Raw genomic sequence first — 19,115 nt, forward strand, 5'->3', positions numbered from 1 at the left:
CTACCCCCCTTGCCGTGCCCTGGCAGACACTCCAACAGTTGTAATTGGTTCCCGCATTCACGAGGGCCCGCTTGTGTGGGCGGCTCCGGCACTCTGGTTGCCAAGTCTCCGAAGGTCCAGGGCCCTCTTCTGGTTCTCTAGGTCTCGCGCTTCGGAAAATGATCCACAACGCCAGCGACGCCGCGGACACTCTCGGCAGCGACGCGCGCCGCCTTCCGGCATTCCTCCGTCGAGACATTTCCCCACAAATGCACCACGCCGTTTGCCACGGTCACCGTCAGATCCTGTCCTTCGAGACCGGTATTCTCATTGAGGCGGATCAGGATGCTGCGACGGATCGCTTCATCACCAGGCGCCGTTTCATCGGGCTTGGCGAAGATAATCGCCTGGAGAAGATCGGCGCGGCTCACAATGCCGACGACGGCGCCCGCTCTCGTCACTGGAAGGCGCTTTATGCCGTGCTCCTCCATCAAGTTAGCGACGCGTGCAAGCGGCGTGTCCTCCCCGATGGACACCGGATTGCGGCTCATCACATCGGCAACTTTCCAGGCATTGCTCTTGATGTATGTCCTGGCCTTTTCCTCTGGGGACAACGACTCGTCGGCCATGGTTCGATGACCTAGCTCGGATCTCCGCAACAGATCGCCCTCTGTGATGAGGCCAACCAATTGGCCCTCATCGTCGATAACCGGGATGCCGCTGACACGATTGGCGAGCATCAGCTCTGCGGCCTGCTTGACGCTATTGTCCGGCGAGACCTTGATAATTCTTACCTTCATCACGTCTCTGACCAGCATCACTCCGCCTCCGACGTAGAAATCCAAGCCACAAATTCGCCGTTTCTAATATAGCTCCGCACAAAGGCTGAGACAACTCAGGGACAGTACTGAGCAAGGCCCGCGGAAGCGAAAAATGGGGCTCCGACTATCAATGATTGGGTCTAAGATAGTCGCCTGGCCGTACATCCCCGCAACAGGTTTGGCGCCGCAACGGTAACCGTCAGTGCTCTCTTCGCAGGCTCTCCATCACAGCCACGCGCCGGCAAATCCCGCCCTCCTCAGTCCGCGGACGACTGGCTCGCAATTGCGCGTCAGTTTCCAGAGGAAACCGGTTCTATAGTTCTCGATCATCAGCGCCACCGGACCCTGATCGATCCCAAAATGGTAAGGGCTGGTCCACCACCCCGTTGGGCTGTTCTCATCCTTGAACGTCTGATTGAAAGATGGCTTGAAACCATAGAGCCGCGTCATCCCCAGCTTCAGGGCAGCGAAATTGCGGACGGTTGGAATGACGATCTCAGGCGCAAACGGCAGGGACGCAACGACGACCCAGGGCGAGACGGTACCATCGTCCGGTCCGAAGGGTGCGCCACGCGCGACATAGTCGAAGAATTCGCGGCGCTGACCGCCAATATCCCTGGTCAGCCAGCCGGGGCCGTCGCTTGCGGTGAATCCCCAGCAGTGCTCGCCATATCCCTCGAACCCCAAGGGATTCCGGATCGCATATTCCTGCTGTACGAAGGTGGCTTGCCGACTGTTTTGGAAATAATCGCTGTCATGCTCCCGCATGAATTCATCGCGAATGTCTCGGAAATCGATCCACATATGCGAAAGCTGATGCGTGAAGAGAGGACCGGAATAAAGCAATTCGCGCCCGAAGATGTTTCGCCACTCGTAGCTTTCCGTGTAAGCTGCATAACTTTCCGGCGGTAGCGGATGGGTCGGCGAGCCAAGTCCGAGTATGTAGAGAAGCAAGCCTTCGTCATAGCCGCGCCAACGATAGGGAATGAAACCGTTTTCCGGTCGCCAGCCATGGGTCAGCGTCGCGCCGTGGTCGCACGCCCAGTTCCAATCCGCCCGCTCGTAAAGCGCCGTGGCGAGTTGCCTGACCTTCACCTCATCTTCCGAGTCCCCATCGAAATAGGTGGCGACGGTCAAAGCACCGGCAAACAGAAAGGTCGAGTCGATCGTCGACAATTCGCATTGCCACACCCGCCGCCCTGTCTCGATGTCGAGGAAATGATAGAAGAAGCCCTTGTAGCCCGAGGCATCAGGTTCCGGCCCCTGGTGGCAATGCATCAGAAATTCCAGTCGCCGCCGAGCGATCTTGGCGGCAAACTCGCGAATGACGACGCCGCGCTCAACCACGACCGGGATAGTGGCAAGCCCCATGCCGACAGCGGCGATGCTTGCCGGTGCGCCCGCTTGTGTCTTGTCGCGCACTAGCCCGTTGTCTGGGTTGGTGCATTGGAGATAGTAAAGCAACGTCGTGAACTGAAGGCGACCGAGATCCTCTTCGGTTGGCATTCGGTTCAGATCGGGATCGGTCGACTGTAGTTCCGACATGACCGACCCATCACCAAAACGCAATCGGAAGGCGGACGGCTGGTTGGCCTCCAGATGTTTCAATTGCGGTCGACCGCAACATATGTCCGCCTCCTTGTTTAACGGTCATCGGCTTATCGCCATTTAAGTATTGTCGCCTTCCGTGGACGTCGTTCCCTTCACCTGCTCCATACTCTTGACGCCCCATTTCCAGCCGCTGATCTGAGGCATGTCATCGCCATGCTCCTCGATGTACTGCCGGTGCTCAATCAGCTTCTCGCGGATCGCCTGCTTGAAGTAGGCCGCGCGAGCGCCGAGTTGCGGCAGTCGATCGATGACATCTTCGACAAGGTGGAAGCGATCGAGCTGGTTAAGAACGACCATATCGAACGGCGTCGTCGTTGTTCCCTCCTCTTTGTATCCTCGAACATGCAGATTGTCGTGGTTGGTGCGCCGGTAGGTCAGGCGATGAATCAGCCAGGGATATCCATGGAACGCGAAAATGATCGGCTTATTCTTGGTGAAAAGCGCATCGAAATCGCGATCGGGAAGCCCATGCGGGTGCTCGTTCGAAGGCTGCAGCTTCATGAGGTTGACAACGTTGACGACGCGCACCTTCAATTCGGGGATATGCTCACGGATGAGTTGGACTGCCGCAAGCGTCTCCAGCGTCGGCACGTCGCCGCAGCATGCCATCACGACGTCGGGCTCCGATCCCCGATCGTTGCTGGCCCACTCCCAAATACCGACACCTTCGGCGCAGTGCTTGATCGCCTGATCCATTGTCAGCCATTGCGGAGCCGGTTGCTTGCCAGCCACGACGACGTTCACGTAGTTGCGGCTGCGCAGGCAATGATCGGTGACGGAAAGCAGCGTGTTTGCATCCGGCGGCAGATAGACGCGGATGACCTCGGCCTTCTTGTTGACAACGTGATCGATGAAACCGGGATCCTGGTGGCTGAAGCCGTTGTGGTCCTGCCGCCAGACGTGCGAACTCAGGAAGTAGTTCAGCGAGCCGATTGGCCGTCGCCAGGGAATGTGGTTGCACACCTTCAGCCACTTGGCATGCTGATTGAACATCGAGTCGATGATGTGGATGAAGGCCTCGTAGCAAGAGAAGAAGCCGTGGCGTCCCGTCAGCAGATAACCTTCCAGCCAGCCTTGGCACTGATGTTCGCTCAACACCTCCATCACACGGCCATCGGGCGACAGGTGATCGTCCTCCGGATAAATCTCCGCCATGTAGCAGCGGTCGGTGACCTCCAGCACGTCCTGCCAGCGGTTGGAGTTGTTCTCGTCAGGGCTGAACAGCCGGAAGTTCTTGCTGTCCATATTCAGCTTCATGATATCCCGCAGAAACTTACCCATGACGCGAGCGGATTCAGTCGTTACCGATCCGGGGCTGGGCACCGAGACGGCGTAGCTGCGGAAGTCCGGCATCTTCAAATCGCGCAGCAGCAGACCGCCGTTTGCATGCGGGTTGTCGCTCATCCGGCGATGACCCGATGGTGCCAAGGAGGCAAATTCGGTGCGCAACTTGCCATTCTCATCGAAGAGTTCTTCAGGCTTGTAGGTTTTCATCCAGTGTTGAAGGATCTGGATGTGCTCCGGCTTGTTCATGTCGCCCATCGGAACCTGGTGCGACCGCCAATAGTCTTCGCATTTCTTGCCGTCGATTTCGCTTGGGCAAGTCCACCCCTTGGGGGTGCGGAAGACGATCATGGGCCAAGCCGGACGGCTGACATTCCCTTTCCCTCTAGCGTCCGCCCAGATCCTCTTGATCTCCGCGACTGCCGTGTCCATGGCTGCGGCCAGTTGCTGCTGGACCTGGTCGGGCTCATGCCCTTCAACGAAGAGGGGGGCATAACCCATCCCCTCGAAGAATTTCCGCAGTTCCTGCTCTGGAATGCGGGCGAGGAAGCACGGATTGGCGATTTTGTAGCCGTTGAGATGCAGGATCGGCAGCACGCATCCGTCACGCGCGGGATTGAGGAACTTGTTGCCATGCCATCCCGTGGCGAGCGGCCCTGTCTCCGCCTCTCCATCCCCGACGACGCAAGTGACGATAAGATCCGGATTGTCAAAGGCTGCGCCGTAGGCGTGGCTCAGGGCATAGCCCAGCTCACCCCCTTCATGAATGCTTCCAGGCGTTTCCGGAGCGACGTGGCTCGGAATGCCGCCAGGAAAACTGAACTGCTTGAACAGCCGCTGCATGCCCTCCGCGTCCTGCCCGATATTCGGATAGACTTCGCTGTAAGTCCCTTCCAGATAGGCATGTGCGACGAGCGACGGTCCGCCATGGCCAGGCCCGATCACATAGATCATATTGAGGTCGTCGCGCTTGATCACACGGTTCAGATGCACGTAGAGCATGTTCAGGCCGGGCGACGTGCCCCAATGGCCGAGCAGACGCGGCTTGATATGCTCCCGCTTCAGCGGCTCTTTGAGCAACGGATTGTCGAGCAAATAAATCTGCCCGACAGACAGATAGTTCGACGCCCGCCAGTAGGCGTCCATCAGGCGGAGTTCCTCGGCCGATAGCACGCTTTCTGCGTGGGACTTGCCTGAAAGTTTCTCGTTTCTCACTGCGGTTTCAAGTGAAGTCATCTGAGCCTCCGATCAAAATGGCAATGCAGATTCTCTCCAGTTACTGTCACGCAAGCGAATGCAGTCTCACTACTCTACGATCATCGATCTCGCCGCTTCCCATACGTGGAAAATGTCGTTGATGCTCTCCAGCCTCTCCGTGGAATAGCGGCCGGTGTCAGCTTAGCGGCCAATCATTGTTCGCCGCGTACATGCCGTTAGAGCATACCCGTCACCTCATTTCCCACGACTCTTAGCCGGCTTAAGGAATTGGATCTTCCCTGGCGAATGGGCAGGGAACTGCCGAACGACAATCGCCTCGATCACCCATGCCATTTCGATTGCCCCCATCCCGTTTGATTTCAGAGATATTTCTGCAAGTTACCAAGCGTAAGCGGGGCGCTACAGAGGATGAGATGAAGGCGTCGCCTGTATCGTCGGAGCCAAGTGCCATGCTGGCCGTTAACCCAACGCTCGATTGAAAAAATTCCACCTTCGGATCAGATCGCCCTCACTGACGAGCCCTGCTCTTCAGCGTTAATGACTGGAACGCCGCCTTCGTGATGATCGAACTTGAGCTTGGCCGCCTGTCTGACGCCGATGTCAGGAAGCGGTTTGAAAACCTCGATCGTCATCACATCTTAGGAGAGCATGCTAGTCCAAGCCAACACATACCCCACGTTGCGCCATTAGTGAAATCTAAAGTAAACCTGCTGGAACCATTCCGCAACTGCTTCCATGCCGGCTTTTTTCGTGTTGGGGGCCGCTTCCGGCCGATCTGCCCGGCCCGCACTATGGATCGAGAGCGGCCGGCCGACCCCTCGCCGCAATCTTTTTGCGATTGAATTCGCCATAGTCTTCTCCTTATATAGGACGAACTCTAAAATCTCGGAGAGACTCATGCGGCAAGAAGATATCGAGGAAACCGTCGCCGAGAGCAGTTACAGGCAGATTCGTGCCGATATCATCTTCGGACGGCTTTCGCCGGGGCAGAAGCTGAAACTAGAAAATCTCAGAGGTGCTTATGGGACCAGCGTCAGCACGCTCCGCGAAATCCTCAACCGGTTGACCTCGGAGGGCCTCGTCGTCGCGGAGGGTCAGCGGGGCTTCGAGGTGGCGGGGGTCTCCGTTGCCGATCTCAGGGAGATTGCCGCACTTCGGCTTTTGCTCGAGGAACATGCGCTGGAGCAATCCTTCGAACAGGGCGATGTGGAATGGGAGGCGCAGCTCGTGTCAGCGCACTACAAGCTGGCACGCATGGAAGCGATGATGGCCTCTGGCGATACGGCCCGAGCCGAAGACTGGAAACGTTATGACTGGGAATTCCACCAGGCGCTGATAGCCGCTTGCGGCTCGCGACTGTTGATGGAAACGCATTCCTCCGTCTTCGACAAATATCTGCGCTATCAGATGGTTGCGCTCTCCTATCGCGGCGGCGTTGCCGAAGAGGAGCACAAACAGCTATTGGACGCAGCACTCAGGCGCGACAGCAAGACGGCCAAGACGATCCTTCAGCGCCATATCCAAGCGGGCGTCGAGCATGCGCTCGGCAAGGGCCTGCTCTCCTCATCTGCCAGACTGACGAAATAACAATGGCTGCGCCGCGCAACATAGACAAACCGATGCTCAAGGCCACGGCCGAAGCCTGGGAGACCATCAGCGATGTTGTCTTCCGGCAGATCCGGCAGGACATCATTTCCGGGGCGTTGGCGCCTGGGACCAAGATCAAGCTGGAACAAGCCAAGGAGCATTATTCGATCAGCGTCTCCTCATTGCGCGAGATTCTCAGCCGCCTTGCCATGGAGAATCTCGTACTTGCCGAGGGCCAGCGTGGCTTCGAGGTGAGCCAGGCGTCGCGCAAAGAGCTGGAGGAGCTTGCCGATCTCCGCACCGTGCTCGAGACACATGCGATCGGGCTATCCTTCGCGTCCGGCACATTGGAATGGGAAGGTCGCATCGTCGCCGCCCATCACAAGCTCGCGGCGGCCGAACGCAAGCTGCTGGCGGGTGACGCTTCGCGCACCATCGACTGGGTGCGCTACGACTGGGAATTCCATCAGGCGATCGTCTCGGCCTGCAATTCGGCAACATTGATGGCCACACTTTCGTCCGTCTTCGACCGCTTCCAGCGGTATCACATGCTGGCGCAGAGCTTTCGCGGCAAGGCGGTGGTCGACGATCACAAACTGCTATTCGAGCTTGCACTGAAGCGTGATGTCGAGGGCGCAAGAGCGGTCATTCGCAGGCATATCCAGAGTGGTGTAGAGCACGTGCTGACCAGCGGCCGGATCGGCTGAGGTCACATCGCATCCTTCGGAACCCCCTCGGGCCGCATCTGCTTCTTCAGCGCCGCAATCCTGAAAATCGCATTCGGTGCCCCATAACCGCGATAGGCACGGCGCTGCACGACCTCGAAGAAGAATCCCTCGCCATAAGTGCCGCTGTAGAGCTGGAAATACTCCCCCTCATCATCGCGGTCATAGAGAATGTTTTCTTCCTTTAGCCGTTCGGTGAGCTCCGGCTCCAGCCCGAAGCGGGCTTCGACGTCGTCGTAGTAATTGGGCGAGATCGGCAGGGGCTTAAAGCCATTGGCGCGCAGGCGTTCGGCGGTTGAAAAGATATCATCCGTCGAGAAAGCCAGATGCTGGATCCCGGAGCCGAATTTTTCGGCAATGAAGTGGCCGGCGAGTGTGCGGCGGTTTTCAGCGCCGTTCATGGTTATGCGCAAGCTGCCCGACTGGTTTTCGATTGCCTGGCTGCGCACCACGCCGGAGGGATCGATGATATCGACCATGGGGGTTTTGCGGGTCTCGAAAATCGAGGTGTAGAAGAGCAGCCAGGTCAGCATCTCGTCATAGGCGACGGTCTGGGCGATATGATCGATCTGCCGCAGGCCGGCGTCCGTGGTGGTCCCTTCTTCATTCACAGATTCAAAATCGATCTCCGAGAATCGCCCGAGCGGGCTCTTCTCATCGATGAGATAGATAAGTCCACCGCCGACACCGCGGATCGCCGGCAGTTGCAGCTCGCCCTCTGCGACGGCCTGGGCGAAGGGTTCGGCATCGAGCGCCAAGGCGCGGGCATAGGCCTGCCCGGCATCATCGACGATAAGCGCCATCGCGTAGGCAAACGTGCCATGAACGGCATAGGCGGCATTGGCAAATCCGGCGGGATCGACATTGACGAGGATACGGATCTCGCCCTGCTGGAAGAGCGTCACCTTCTTGGAACGATGCACCGCCACCTTGCGGAAGCCGAGCGCCTCGAGGATGCCGACGAGCTCCACGGCCTCCTCGTCATCGGTCGCAAACTCGATGAAGCCGATGCCTTTGACAGCCGCACGCGCAGGCATCTCGATGCCGACAGGCGTCTCCACCTTCCGGCGGATTTGGTCGGCCAGGTAGATCAGTGAGCGATGGCCATCGGCGGCGATCGCCCGCGTCGAGCCGCCGCGGAACTGGTCGTTGAAGATCTCCAGCGAGAAGAAGCCGTCATAGCCGGTGGAGGCCACCGCCTCGGTGAATTCGGTAACGGGAAGATCACCCTCGCCCGGCATGTTGCGGAAATGCCTGCTCCAGTAGAGCAGTTCCATATCGATCAGCGGTGCATCGGCAAGCTGCACGATGAAGATCTTTTCCTTGGGGATCGAGCGGATGGAGTTGATGTCGATCCTGCGCGACAGCGAGTGGAAACTGTCGAGAATCAGCCCGACATTCTGGTGGTTGGCGCGGCGCACGATCTCCCAGGCATCGCGGTGGTCGTTGACAAAGCGCCCCCAGGCGAGCGCCTCGTAGCCCACTTTCAGCCCACGTTTTGCCGCCCGCTCTCCCAGCTCATGAAAGTCGGCGGCGGCCCGGTCGATGCCGCCAAGGGCTGCCTGCGAGACATTGGAACAGACGAGCACCATGTCGGTGCCGAGCTCCTGCATGATGTCGAACTTGCGCTCGGCACGGTCGAACGTGCGCCCGCGCAAGGTATCCGGCATGCCCTCGAAATCGCGGAAGGGCTGAAAGAGCGTAATCGTCAGGCCGAGATCCCGCGCCATCCTGCCGACATCGGCGGGACTGCCGTCAAAGGCCAGGAAATCATTTTCGAAAATCTCCACGCCGTCGAAGCCGGCGCGTGCAATCGCTTCTAGTTTTTCCGGCAACTCGCCTGAGATCGTGACAGTCGCAATCGAGGTCTTCATGGCTCTCAAATCCTCCTCGTTGGGCCGCAACGGACAAAATCATCGACCCTTATGATGGGCATTATGGTGAATGTCGTGAGGATTTCAATTCAATTGACCAAATCAAAAGTCTCATATGATTTTAAAAAACTATGTTGATTTATGAGTTCTTCTCTTGCAAACATTATTGGGAACAGTCGGGAGAGGATGACTGTGAGGTCGCTTTCTACGACCGTCTAAGAGGGAGGATTTTATGCTGAAGTCTTTGCTGACGCGGCGTGGCGCCATGCTGGGCGCCGCCGCTCTCGTGGCCGCCATCGGGCTTGCAAACCCCGCTGCCGCCGTCACGCCCGAAGAAATCAAGGCCCGTGGCAAGCTGATCGTCGGCATCCAGGGCGATAACCCGCCATGGGGCTTCGTCACCAGCGCCGGAAAGCAGGATGGGTTTGATGCCGATATGGGTGCGCTCTTCGCCAAGGAACTCGGCGTTGAAGTCGAATTCGTTCCGCTCGAAGTCAATAACCGCATCCCGGCGCTGACAAGCGGCCGCGTCGATGTGCTGTTTGCGACCATGGCCATGCTGCCGGACCGCGCCAAGGCCGTCCAGTTCAGCCAGCCTTACAATGCCAATGCCATCGTTCTGATCGGCCCGAAGAACAAGTCGATCAAGACCAACGAAGACATGGCGAACCTGACCATATCCGTTGCCAAGGGTGCGGCGCAGGACACGCAGGTCACCAAGAATGCGCCGACTTCCGCTACCATCCGCCGCTTTGACGGCGATGCGGCCAGCGTCCAGGCACTTGTTTCCGGCCAAGTCGATGCCCTCGGCGGCAACATCTTCTACATGGACCGGGTGGAAAAGGCCCGCCCTGGCGAATTCGAAAACAAGCTGGAGTTCCAGAAGCTCTATAACGGTGCCTGCACGCGTCTGGGCGAAAAGGAAATCAACGCCGCGCTCAATACATTCATCGACAAGATCAAGGCCGATGGCGAATTGAAGAAGATCTACGACAAGTGGATGAAGGTGCCGGTTCCGGAATTCCCGAAAAGCCTCGACGGTATTCCGTTCGCGGCGAACTGAGCAACACGCTCCTGGCAATCCAAGCAACAAGGCGGGCATTGCTATGCCCGTCCACACCACCTTTTTGCCCAAGACCAAGACCAAGAAACTAGCCTATCCCGGGGTGAGGTGCATATGACCAGAACCATCTTCGTCCTCAACGGACCGAACCTCAACCTGCTGGGCGAGCGCGAGCCGCATATCTATGGCTCGACGACACTCGCAGACATCAAGCAGATGTGTCTCGCCAAAGCCGACAGCCTCGGCTTTACGATCGATTTCCGCCAAACGAATTTCGAAGGCGAGCTGGTAGAAAGCGTGCATCAGGCCCGGAAAGAGGCCTGCGGCATCATCATCAATCCCGCTGCCTATACGTTCACCTCGATCGCGCTGCTCGATGCGCTGAAAACCTTCGAGCCGCCGAAGATCGAGCTGCATATTTCCAATGTCCATGCCCGGGAGGAGATCTACCATAAATCCCTCGTCTCGCGCATCGCCACCGCCATCATGATCGGCTTTGGCGCCCGTGGTTACGAGCTTGCCATAGAGGCGATGGCCGGCATGGTGGGGGCAGCGAAAACATGAACTATCACCTGGATTTCACGCCCGTCATCGATGGCCTGCCGAGCCTGCTGCTCGGCTGTCTCGGCACATTCCTGCTTGCCATCTGCGGCATGATTCTCGCCGTCATCATCGGTATCGGCGGCGTGGCGCTGAGGGATTCGCCGATCAAACCGGTGCGCTGGCTGGTGATCGGCTTCGTGGAGCTTATCCGCAACACGCCCTTCCTGGTGCAGATCTTCTTCCTGTTTTTCGCCCTGCCGCTGATCGGCATCCGCCTCGACCCGACGCCGACGGCGATCATCGCGCTCGGCATCAATGGCGGCGCCTATGCAATCGAGATCATCAGAGGCGGCGTGCAATCCATTCCCAAGGGGCAGATGGAAGCGGGCCTGGCGCTCGGCCTGCACAAGGTCCAGGTCTTCCGACTGGTCATCCTGAAGCCGGCGCTGAGGGCGATCTACCCCTCGCTGACCAGTCAGTTCGTGCTCCTGACGCTATCGACCAGCATCGTCTCGGCGATCTCGGCTTATGAGCTCACTTCGGTGGCACAGCGCATCGAATCCGACAGCTTCCGCAGCTTCGAGGTCTATTTCACCATCACGGTCTTCTACCTCGTCATTTCCTGGCTGATGATGCGCCTCTTTGCGCTTTTCTCAGCCCGCTATTTCACCTATCCGGTCAATTGAGGGCACCATGGGCAGCGAAGAATTCATCTTCCTTCTGATCGGCCTGAAATGGACCGTGCTTCTCTCGGCCGTCGGCTTCGTCTGCGGCTGCATCGCGGGCCTCGGCGTGGCACTGGCGCGCACCTCGGGCATACCGCTTTTGGAGCGGGCGACGGCGACCTACATTGCTGTCTTTCAGGGCACTCCGCTCCTGATGCAACTCTTCGTCACCTATTACGGGCTGGCGCTCATCGGCCTCAAGCTCGATGCCTGGGAAGCGGTGGCAATCGGCCTGACGCTGCATGCCAGTGCCTATCTCGGTGAGATCTGGCGCGGCTCGATCGCGGCCGTGCCGCGCGGCCAGACGGAAGCGGCAAAGGCGCTCAGCCTGAAATATGTCTCGCGCATGAAGGATGTGATTCTGCCGCAGGCAATCCGCATCTCGCTGCCGGCGACGATCGGCTTCCTGGTGCAGCTCATCAAGGGCACGTCGCTCGCCTCCATCGTCGGCTTCACGGAACTGACGCGCGCCGGCAACATCATCTCCAACCAGATCTTCCAGCCGCTGACCGTCTTCGGCATCGTCGGCGCCCTTTATTTCCTGATGTGCTGTCCGCTGACGATCCTCGGCGCGCGCCTGGAGCGGCGCTTCAACGCCGCCCACGCGCGATGACACGGCCACAGAGATCGATGGAAACCAGACCATGACGACAGCAACAGCCCCCGTCCCGAACACAATCACCGGCGAAACCATGATCACCATGCGCCATGTGGAAAAATGGTACGGCGCCTTCCAGGCTCTCCACGATATCAACATCGAGGTGCGCAGGAGCGAGCGCATCGTGCTCTGCGGCCCCTCCGGCAGTGGAAAATCGACCCTGATCCGCTGCATCAACCATCTCGAGACCTATGAGAAGGGCGAGATCCATGTCGGCGGCATCCTGCTCGGCAATCAGGCGAAGGCGATCGATGCGATCAGGCGCGAGGTCGGCATGGTCTTCCAGCAGTTCAACCTCTTCCCGCATCTGACGGTTCTGCAAAACTGCATGCTGGCGCCGATGCGCGCGCTTGGCGTTTCGAAGTCTGAGGCGGAAGAGCGGGCGCGCAGCCTGCTGGCCCGCGTCAAAATCTCCGAACAGGCAGCCAAATATCCCATGCAGCTGTCAGGCGGACAGCAGCAGCGCGTGGCAATTGCGCGCGCGCTCTGCATGCGGCCCAAGGTGATGCTCTTCGACGAGCCGACCTCGGCACTCGATCCCGAGATGGTCAAGGAAGTGCTCGATACGATGATCAGCCTCGCCGAAGAAGGCATGACGATGATTTGCGTGACGCATGAAATGGGCTTTGCCCGCCAGGTTGCCAACCGGGTGATCTTCATGGCGAGCGGCGCGATCGTCGAGGAGGCCTCCCCCGCCGAATTCTTCACCAATCCCCACCATGAGCGCACCCGCAAATTCCTCGGCGAAATCCTGCGCAACTAGGGTCGAAAGGAAGCTTTCATGCTAGATTCGTCGTGCACACGCCCGCTCGAAATTGCCGTAGTTGGCGCCGGGCTGATTGGCCGGCGCCATATCGAGGGCGTGTTGTCAGAGCCGCGCACGGCACTCGCCGCCGTCATCGACCCCTCGCCCGCCGCCCGTGACGAGGCGCGGACCAACGGCATCACCTGGTTTGCAAGCCTTGCCGAAGCGCTGGAAAAAGGGCGTCGCCCCGATGGCGTCATCGTCGCAACGCCGAACCAACTTCACGTCGCAAACGCCACTGAGGTGATTACCTCGGGCATTCCTGTTCTCATCGAAAAGCCAATCGCTGACGATAGCGAGGCGGCCGCCGGCCTCGTCAGCCTCGCCGAGCGGGCCGGCGTACCCATTCTCGTCGGCCATCACCGCCGTCATAACCCTTTGATTAGGCAAGCCAAACGCATCATCGACAGTGGCCGACTCGGGCAGATCCGCGCTGTTCACGGCAGCTTCTGGGTCGCCAAACCCGACGATTACTTCAATGTGAAATGGCGCCGAGAGCTAGGCGCCGGGCCGACCTTCATCAACCTCATCCATGACGTCGATCTCTTCCGCTATCTCTTCGGCGAAGTGGAAAGCGTGCATGCGGTGGAATCCAATGCCGCAAGGGGTCATTCGGTGGAAGACACCGTCGTCGTGCTCCTGCGTTTTGAGAGCGGCGTTCTCGCAACACTTACCGCCTCCGATGCCGTCGTCTCACCCTGGAGCTGGGAGATGACGGCGGGCGAAAACTCCGGCTTTCCGCAGCAGGACCAGTTCTGCTACCAAATCGGCGGCACGGAGGCCTCGCTTTCGATCCCGCAGCTTGCACTCTGGCGCAACGCGCTGCGTCCCGACTGGCGCGAGCCGCTTGGCGAAGAGCGTCTTGCCGTGATGCCGGCCGACCCCCTGACCCTGCAGCTCCAGCATTTCTGCGATATCATTGAAGACAGCGCCACGCCGCTCGTCAGCGGCCATGAGGGGCTTGCGACACTGCGCGTCGTCGAGGCTATCAAGCAATCCGCCCGCTCCGGAAAGACTGTGTTCCCTGGTCAAACGAGAAGTCATGCCCATGATTAGCGGAACCACGCGGCTGATCGCTCATCTCGGCTACCCGACGGAAAGCTTCAAGGCGCCGCTGATCTATAATCCCTTTTTCGAGGAACAGGGCATCGACGCCGTCGTCGTGCCCATGGGCTGCAAGCCGGCGGATTACCCCGATTTCCTGAAGCTGATCTTCCGCCTGTCAAACGTCCAAGGCGCCCTCATCACCATGCCCCATAAGATTGCTACCATGGCGCTCCTGGACGAAATCTCCACCAACGCCCGCGTGGCCGGCTCCTGCAACGCCGTGAAACTCGGCTCCAACGGCAAACTGATCGGCGACATGTTCGATGGCGAGGGCTTCGTGCGCGGGCTAAAACGCAAGGGCCAGACGATATCAGGCGCCAAAGCCCTCATTATCGGCGCCGGCGGCGTCGGTTCTGCCATCGCGGCGTCGCTCGCCAGCGCCGACCTCGCCCACCTCGCCCTCCACGACGACAACAAGGAGTCCCTTGATGGCCTGAAAACCCGCCTCAACACCTACTACCCGGCAACCCAAGTCACGACAGGCTCAAACAAACCTGATGGCTTCGATATCGTCATCAACGCCACACCGCTGGGGATGCGCAAGGACGACCCTCTGCCGCTGGATGTGACGCGGCTAGCCCCCTCCACATTCGTCGGCGAAGTGGTGATGAAGGAGGAGATCACGCCGTTTCTGGCCGCGGCACGCGAGAAAGGATGCCGGTATCAGGTCGGGACGGACATGTTGTTTGAGCAGATACCGGCCTATCTTGAATTCTTCGGCTTTCCTACAACGACGGCAGACGAACTGAGACGAATTGCTCGGCTTTGAGAGCCATGACGATGATGCCAATTGGGAGCGTGTTGCTCCTTCCAGCTCGTCAAACGGTCAGATGGCGTCGGGCTTCCGGCGTCTCAAGCGTTTCCGCCTGCCCCTCGTGGACAATTTCGCCACGGTTCATGATATAAACGTAATCCGCAAGCTCCCGACAGAAATCAAGATATTGCTCGACTAGCAGAATTGCCATCCCGGTCGAGTCGCGCAGATATTTGATCGCTCGGCCAATATCCTTGATGATTGAGGGCTGGATTCCTTCCGTCGGCTCGTCAAGGACGAGGATCTTAGGCCGCGTCACCAACGCTCGGCCGATCGCTAGCTGCTGTTGCTGGCCGCCGGAGAGATCGCCGCCGCGCCTGGAAAGCATCGATTTTAACACCGGAAAGAGCGTAAAAATCTCTTCAGGAACGAAGCGGTCCTTGCGGGCGATCGGCGCATAACCTGTTTCCAGATTTTCCTTGACCGTCAGTAGCGGAAAGATTTCCCGCCCCTGCGGCACATAGCCGATACCGAGCTTGGCGCGAGCGAAAGGGGCCATACCGTTCAGCGTAATGTCATTGAAATTAATCGTGCCCCCGCTCAAGGAGTGTTGCCCTGTGACGGCGCGCAGCAGCGAACTCTTGCCGACGCCGTTGCGCCCGAGCACACAGGTGATCTTGCCCATCTCCGCCTTGATCGAGATGCCGCGCAGCGCCTGAGCGGCGCCATAATGCAGATTTGCGTTTTCGACTGTCAGCATCTCATCGCCCCAAATAATTTTCGATCACCTTCGGATCGTTGCTGACGAAATCGATCGAGCCTTCGGCCAGCACCGAACCTTCCGCCAGGCACGTCACCTTGACGCCAAGATCGCGGATGAAGCCCATGTCATGCTCGACCACCACGACCGAACGTGTCTTGGCGATCTCCTTTAGCAGCACGGCCGTCTCGGCCGTCTCAGCGTCGGTCATGCCGGCCACAGGTTCGTCGACCAAAAGCAGCTTCGGGTCCTGGGCGAGCAGCATGCCGATCTCCAGCCACTGCTTCTGCCCATGCGAAAGATTGGCGGCCAACTCGTCGCGCCGGTGGGAGAGGCGCACCGTGTCGAGGATTTCGTGGATGCGGGCGCGGTCTTCAGGCGTCAAGCGGTAGAAGAGCGTCGAGAAAACGCCACGCTTGCGGTTGAGCGCCAGTTCGAGATTGTCCCAAACGGTATGGCTTTCGAAGACGGTCGGCTTCTGGAATTTGCGGCCGATGCCGAGCTGGGCGATATCGGCCTCGTCCTTCTTGGTCAGATCGATCTGGCCGTTGAAGAACACCTCGCCCTGGTCGGGCCGCGTCTTGCCGGTGATGATGTCCATCATCGTCGTCTTGCCGGCGCCGTTCGGGCCGATGATGGCGCGAAGCTCTCCTGGCTCGATGACGATCGACAGGGAATTAAGCGCCTTGAAGCCGTCGAAGGCGACCGAGACGTTGTTGAGATAAAGCATGCTGTTGGGCTTGATGTCCGGGATCATGGTCTCACTCCGCCGCCTGGATCGTCGTCTTGCCGGCTTCGGCTTCATCTTCGTCTGCTTCAGGCTTCGGGCTCACCGGTTTGCGACCACTACCGATATGCTGCGCTATCGTGCCGACGATGCCCTTGGGCAGGAACAGCGTCACCGCGACGAAGAGGCCACCGAGAGCAAAGAGCCAGAAATCGGGAAACAGACCGGTGAAAACCGTCTTGCCGCCATTGACGAGGATGGCGCCGATAATCGGGCCGATCAGCGTCGCCCGGCCGCCGACCGCCGTCCAGATGACCACTTCGATCGAATTGGCAGGCGCGAATTCGCCGGGGTTGATGATGCCGATCTGCGGCACATAGAGTGCGCCGGCAACGCCGGCCATCATCGCCGATACCACAAAGACGAAAAGCTTCATGTGCTCAACGCGGTAACCCAAGAAGCGCGTCCGGCTTTCCGCATCGCGCACGCCGACCAGTACCTTGCCGAACTTCGAGCGCACGATGGCCGATGACAGCATCAGCGCCAGCGCCAGAAACAACGCGGTGGCGGCAAAGAGCACGGCGCGGGTGCCGTCGGCCTGGATGTTGAAACCGAGAATATCCTTGAAATCGGTCAGGCCGTTATTGCCACCGAAACCCATGTCGTTTCGGAAGAAGGCGAGCAGCAGCGCATAGGTCATCGCCTGCGTGATGATCGACAGATAGACCCCGTTGACGCGGGAGCGGAAGGCGAACCAGCCGAAGACGAAGGCGAGCAGACCAGGGGCCGCCAGCACCATGATCATCGCAAACCAGAAATGATCGAAGCCGTACCAGAACCAGGGCAATTCCTTCCAATTCAGGAAAACCATGAAATCCGGCAGGATGGGATTGCCATAGGTGCCGCGCGAGCCGATCTGCCGCATCAGATACATGCCCATCGCGTAGCCGCCGAGCGCAAAGAAGGCGCCGTGACCGAGCGAGAGAATGCCGCAATAGCCCCAGACGAGGTCGAGCGCCAAGGCGAGCAGCGCGTAGGTCAGATATTTGCCGAACAGCGACATCAGGTAGGTCGGCACATGCAGCGGACTGCTTTCCGGCAGAGCCAGGTTCGACAGCGGCACGAGCACCGCGACGGCCAGCAGGATCGCGATGGCGATGCTGATACGCCGATCGAGCGAACGAAGGATAAAGGCCGTGATCATGCTTCCACCGCCCTTCCCTTGAGGGCGAAGAGCCCGCGCGGACGTTTCTGGATAAAAAGAATGATGAGGACAAGAACCAGGATCTTGCCGAGCACCGCCCCCGCATAGGGTTCGAGGAATTTGTTGAGGATGCCGAGCGAGAAGGCACCGACCAGCGTTCCCCAGAGATTGCCGACGCCGCCGAAAACGACAACCATGAAACTGTCGATGATGTAGCTCTGGCCAAGGTTTGGCGAGACGTTGTCGATCTGCGAGAGCGCAACGCCTGCCATCCCCGCAATGCCCGACCCCAGGGCAAAGGTGAATGCATCGACCCAGGGCGTCCGAATGCCCATGGAGGACGCCATGCGCCGATTCTGCGTCACCGCCCGCATCTGCAAGCCGAAGGCCGAGCGCTTCAGCAGCAACAGCAGGGCGACGAAGGCGCCAAGCGCGAAAACGATGATCCAGAGGCGGTTCCAGGTGATCGAGAGATAACCGAGATCGAAGGAACCAGACATCCAGGAGGGATTGCCGACTTCCTGATTGGTCGGCCCGAAGATCGAACGCACCGCCTGTTGCAGGATCAGCGAGATGCCCCAGGTGGCGAGCAGCGTTTCCAGCGGCCGGCCATAGAGGAAACGAATGACGCCGCGCTCGATGACGAGGCCGACGGCGCCGGTGACCAGGAACGCGACCGGCAAGGCGATCGCCAGCGACCAGTCGAAGAGTTCCGGATAAGAGCTGCGGATAACGCTCTGCACCATGAAGGTGGAATAGGCGCCCAGCATCACCATCTCGCCATGTGCCATGTTGATGATGCCCATGACGCCGAAGGTGATGGCAAGCCCGATGGCGGCAAGCAGAAGCACCGAGCCGAGCGACAGGCCGTACCAGACGTTCTGCACCGCATCCCAGATCGCCAATTGGCTTTGGATGCTGGCTATAGCAGCCGCGATATCGGGCCTCAGGCTGTCGTCCACGGAAACCGAGGAGAGAACCCCGATCGCATCGCGGCCGCCTTCGTTCCTGATCGTCTCGATCGCTGCCTTCTTCTGCTCCGGCGAACGATCGGAGCTTAGCACGGCAACCGCGCGCGCCCTCTCGAGCACGCCGCGGATTTCGCCATCCTTTTCGCCCTGCAACGCTGCTTCCAACGCGTCCAGCGAATCCGCGCTCGGCGATTTCAGCACAGATTGAGCCGCCTCCAATCTGACGCCGCGATCCGGGCTCATCAGCGTCAGGCCGCCGAGCGCCGCACGGACCGAGCGACGAAGATTGTTGTTGATCTTGATCTTGCTGAGATTGCCCTTGGCTTCCTGGCCGGCCGCCTGCCCGGTCAACGGATCGACCAAGGCCATGCCATCACCGAAAGATTTGGCGATGAAGACTTGATTGTCGGATTTGCGGACATAGAGATCGCCGTCCGAAAAGGCTTGCAGCGCCGGGACTACCTTGGGATCGCCGGTCTTGGCCAGGTTCTTCACGATCTCGTCGGCCTGCTGGAAGTTTGCCGGACCTAGCGCATTGATGAGGCTATGCGCATCCTCCTCGGCGCGCAGCGCGGTCGCCGCCAGCACCAGCATCAGGCAAAAGCCGGCGGCAAACGCCAAAGCCTTGCGGTAAATGAATTTGTCGAACATCGCACGTCCCCTCATGCTGTCGCGGGCAGAGGAGCCTGCCCGCGACGA

Annotated in this window: 18 protein-coding genes; 9 read left to right on the forward strand and 9 right to left on the reverse strand. The window is 59.4% G+C overall.

Annotation, left to right across the window (positions count from 1 at the left end):
- Window positions 1-137: 137 nt before the first annotated feature.
- From N2601_RS27675 to N2601_RS27690, 4 genes are all read right to left on the reverse strand, one after another.
- Window positions 138-797, reverse strand: coding sequence for a CBS domain-containing protein (locus N2601_RS27675; protein ID WP_104827572.1), 660 nt, complete (start codon window positions 795-797; stop codon window positions 138-140).
- Window positions 798-1,025: 228 nt separating this feature from the next.
- A complete protein-coding gene (locus tag N2601_RS27680) occupies window positions 1,026-2,345 on the reverse strand; it encodes a glucoamylase family protein (protein ID WP_104827979.1) in 1,320 nt (439 codons plus the stop codon).
- A 123-nt stretch (window positions 2,346-2,468) separates the two neighbouring features.
- Entirely contained in the window at window positions 2,469-4,931 is a 2,463-nt protein-coding gene (locus N2601_RS27685; RefSeq protein WP_104827573.1) for a phosphoketolase family protein, read from the reverse strand.
- Window positions 4,932-5,410: 479 nt separating this feature from the next.
- On the reverse strand, window positions 5,411-5,545 hold the full coding sequence (locus N2601_RS27690) for a hypothetical protein (RefSeq protein WP_260304406.1): 135 nt from the start codon (window positions 5,543-5,545) through the stop codon (window positions 5,411-5,413).
- A 265-nt stretch (window positions 5,546-5,810) separates the two neighbouring features.
- On the opposite strand from N2601_RS27690, the gene N2601_RS27695 reads away from it, so the two are divergent.
- Window positions 5,811-6,500 (forward strand): GntR family transcriptional regulator, encoded by a 690-nt coding sequence (locus N2601_RS27695; protein WP_104827575.1) that lies wholly within the window; start codon window positions 5,811-5,813, stop codon window positions 6,498-6,500.
- Window positions 6,501-6,502: 2 nt separating this feature from the next.
- Window positions 6,503-7,207, forward strand: coding sequence for a GntR family transcriptional regulator (locus N2601_RS27700; protein WP_245464128.1), 705 nt, complete (start codon window positions 6,503-6,505; stop codon window positions 7,205-7,207).
- A 2-nt stretch (window positions 7,208-7,209) separates the two neighbouring features.
- Here N2601_RS27700 and N2601_RS27705 read toward each other — a convergent pair whose 3' ends face one another.
- Entirely contained in the window at window positions 7,210-9,099 is a 1,890-nt protein-coding gene (locus N2601_RS27705) for a bifunctional sugar phosphate isomerase/epimerase/4-hydroxyphenylpyruvate dioxygenase family protein (RefSeq protein WP_260304407.1), read from the reverse strand.
- 232 nt (window positions 9,100-9,331) lie between these two features.
- Between N2601_RS27705 and N2601_RS27710 the strand changes: the two genes are divergently transcribed.
- From N2601_RS27710 to N2601_RS27740, 7 genes are all read left to right on the forward strand, one after another.
- Window positions 9,332-10,162: a transporter substrate-binding domain-containing protein gene (locus N2601_RS27710; protein WP_104827577.1), complete on the forward strand. Its 831-nt coding sequence runs from the start codon at window positions 9,332-9,334 to the stop codon at window positions 10,160-10,162.
- Between the two features lie 114 nt (window positions 10,163-10,276).
- Window positions 10,277-10,726: a type II 3-dehydroquinate dehydratase gene (gene aroQ / locus N2601_RS27715; RefSeq protein WP_104827578.1), complete on the forward strand. Its 450-nt coding sequence runs from the start codon at window positions 10,277-10,279 to the stop codon at window positions 10,724-10,726.
- Window positions 10,723-11,391: an amino acid ABC transporter permease gene (locus N2601_RS27720; protein ID WP_104827579.1), complete on the forward strand. Its 669-nt coding sequence runs from the start codon at window positions 10,723-10,725 to the stop codon at window positions 11,389-11,391. Before aroQ ends, N2601_RS27720 begins: the two co-directional genes overlap by 4 nt.
- Window positions 11,392-11,398: 7 nt before the next feature.
- Window positions 11,399-12,043, forward strand: coding sequence for an amino acid ABC transporter permease (locus tag N2601_RS27725; protein ID WP_104827580.1), 645 nt, complete (start codon window positions 11,399-11,401; stop codon window positions 12,041-12,043).
- A gap of 79 nt (window positions 12,044-12,122) precedes the next feature.
- Complete coding sequence (locus N2601_RS27730) at window positions 12,123-12,851, forward strand: amino acid ABC transporter ATP-binding protein (RefSeq protein ID WP_104827981.1); 729 nt, start codon at window positions 12,123-12,125, stop codon at window positions 12,849-12,851.
- Window positions 12,852-12,869: 18 nt separating this feature from the next.
- Window positions 12,870-13,949 carry a Gfo/Idh/MocA family protein gene (locus tag N2601_RS27735; RefSeq protein ID WP_104827581.1) on the forward strand — a complete coding sequence of 360 codons (1,080 nt, stop codon included), beginning with the start codon at window positions 12,870-12,872 and terminating at the stop codon, window positions 13,947-13,949.
- Window positions 13,942-14,769 carry a shikimate dehydrogenase family protein gene (locus tag N2601_RS27740; RefSeq protein WP_104827982.1) on the forward strand — a complete coding sequence of 276 codons (828 nt, stop codon included), beginning with the start codon at window positions 13,942-13,944 and terminating at the stop codon, window positions 14,767-14,769. The genes N2601_RS27735 and N2601_RS27740 overlap by 8 nt, the downstream gene beginning before the upstream one ends.
- Before the next feature lie 49 nt (window positions 14,770-14,818).
- Here N2601_RS27740 and urtE read toward each other — a convergent pair whose 3' ends face one another.
- The 4 genes from urtE to urtB are packed head-to-tail and all read right to left on the reverse strand — an operon-like array spanning window position 14,819 to window position 19,067.
- Window positions 14,819-15,514 (reverse strand): urea ABC transporter ATP-binding subunit UrtE, encoded by a 696-nt coding sequence (gene urtE, locus N2601_RS27745; protein ID WP_104827582.1) that lies wholly within the window; start codon window positions 15,512-15,514, stop codon window positions 14,819-14,821.
- 1 nt (window position 15,515) lies between these two features.
- Window positions 15,516-16,271: an urea ABC transporter ATP-binding protein UrtD gene (urtD, locus tag N2601_RS27750; protein ID WP_104827583.1), complete on the reverse strand. Its 756-nt coding sequence runs from the start codon at window positions 16,269-16,271 to the stop codon at window positions 15,516-15,518.
- Window positions 16,272-16,275: 4 nt separating this feature from the next.
- Complete coding sequence (gene urtC / locus N2601_RS27755) at window positions 16,276-17,445, reverse strand: urea ABC transporter permease subunit UrtC (protein WP_104827584.1); 1,170 nt, start codon at window positions 17,443-17,445, stop codon at window positions 16,276-16,278.
- On the reverse strand, window positions 17,442-19,067 hold the full coding sequence (urtB, locus tag N2601_RS27760; RefSeq protein ID WP_104827585.1) for an urea ABC transporter permease subunit UrtB: 1,626 nt from the start codon (window positions 19,065-19,067) through the stop codon (window positions 17,442-17,444). The genes urtC and urtB overlap by 4 nt, the downstream gene beginning before the upstream one ends.
- Window positions 19,068-19,115 lie beyond the last annotated feature (48 nt).

Origin of the sequence: Rhizobium sp. CB3060, from assembly GCF_025200735.1 — a bacterium.
GTDB lineage: Bacteria > Pseudomonadota > Alphaproteobacteria > Rhizobiales > Rhizobiaceae > Rhizobium.

Coding starts and splice junctions, on each gene's coding strand:
- N2601_RS27675 (WP_104827572.1), bottom strand. CDS start 797: ATGCTGGTCAGAGACGTGATGAAGGTAAGAATTATCAAGGTCTCGCCG.
- N2601_RS27680 (WP_104827979.1), bottom strand. CDS start 2,345: ATGTCGGAACTACAGTCGACCGATCCCGATCTGAACCGAATGCCAACC.
- N2601_RS27685 (WP_104827573.1), bottom strand. CDS start 4,931: ATGACTTCACTTGAAACCGCAGTGAGAAACGAGAAACTTTCAGGCAAG.
- N2601_RS27690 (WP_260304406.1), bottom strand. CDS start 5,545: ATGACGATCGAGGTTTTCAAACCGCTTCCTGACATCGGCGTCAGACAG.
- N2601_RS27695 (WP_104827575.1), top strand. CDS start 5,811: ATGCGGCAAGAAGATATCGAGGAAACCGTCGCCGAGAGCAGTTACAGG.
- N2601_RS27700 (WP_245464128.1), top strand. CDS start 6,503: ATGGCTGCGCCGCGCAACATAGACAAACCGATGCTCAAGGCCACGGCC.
- N2601_RS27705 (WP_260304407.1), bottom strand. CDS start 9,099: ATGAAGACCTCGATTGCGACTGTCACGATCTCAGGCGAGTTGCCGGAA.
- N2601_RS27710 (WP_104827577.1), top strand. CDS start 9,332: ATGCTGAAGTCTTTGCTGACGCGGCGTGGCGCCATGCTGGGCGCCGCC.
- aroQ (WP_104827578.1), top strand. CDS start 10,277: ATGACCAGAACCATCTTCGTCCTCAACGGACCGAACCTCAACCTGCTG.
- N2601_RS27720 (WP_104827579.1), top strand. CDS start 10,723: ATGAACTATCACCTGGATTTCACGCCCGTCATCGATGGCCTGCCGAGC.
- N2601_RS27725 (WP_104827580.1), top strand. CDS start 11,399: ATGGGCAGCGAAGAATTCATCTTCCTTCTGATCGGCCTGAAATGGACC.
- N2601_RS27730 (WP_104827981.1), top strand. CDS start 12,123: ATGATCACCATGCGCCATGTGGAAAAATGGTACGGCGCCTTCCAGGCT.
- N2601_RS27735 (WP_104827581.1), top strand. CDS start 12,870: ATGCTAGATTCGTCGTGCACACGCCCGCTCGAAATTGCCGTAGTTGGC.
- N2601_RS27740 (WP_104827982.1), top strand. CDS start 13,942: ATGATTAGCGGAACCACGCGGCTGATCGCTCATCTCGGCTACCCGACG.
- urtE (WP_104827582.1), bottom strand. CDS start 15,514: ATGCTGACAGTCGAAAACGCAAATCTGCATTATGGCGCCGCTCAGGCG.
- urtD (WP_104827583.1), bottom strand. CDS start 16,271: ATGATCCCGGACATCAAGCCCAACAGCATGCTTTATCTCAACAACGTC.
- urtC (WP_104827584.1), bottom strand. CDS start 17,445: ATGATCACGGCCTTTATCCTTCGTTCGCTCGATCGGCGTATCAGCATC.
- urtB (WP_104827585.1), bottom strand. CDS start 19,067: ATGTTCGACAAATTCATTTACCGCAAGGCTTTGGCGTTTGCCGCCGGC.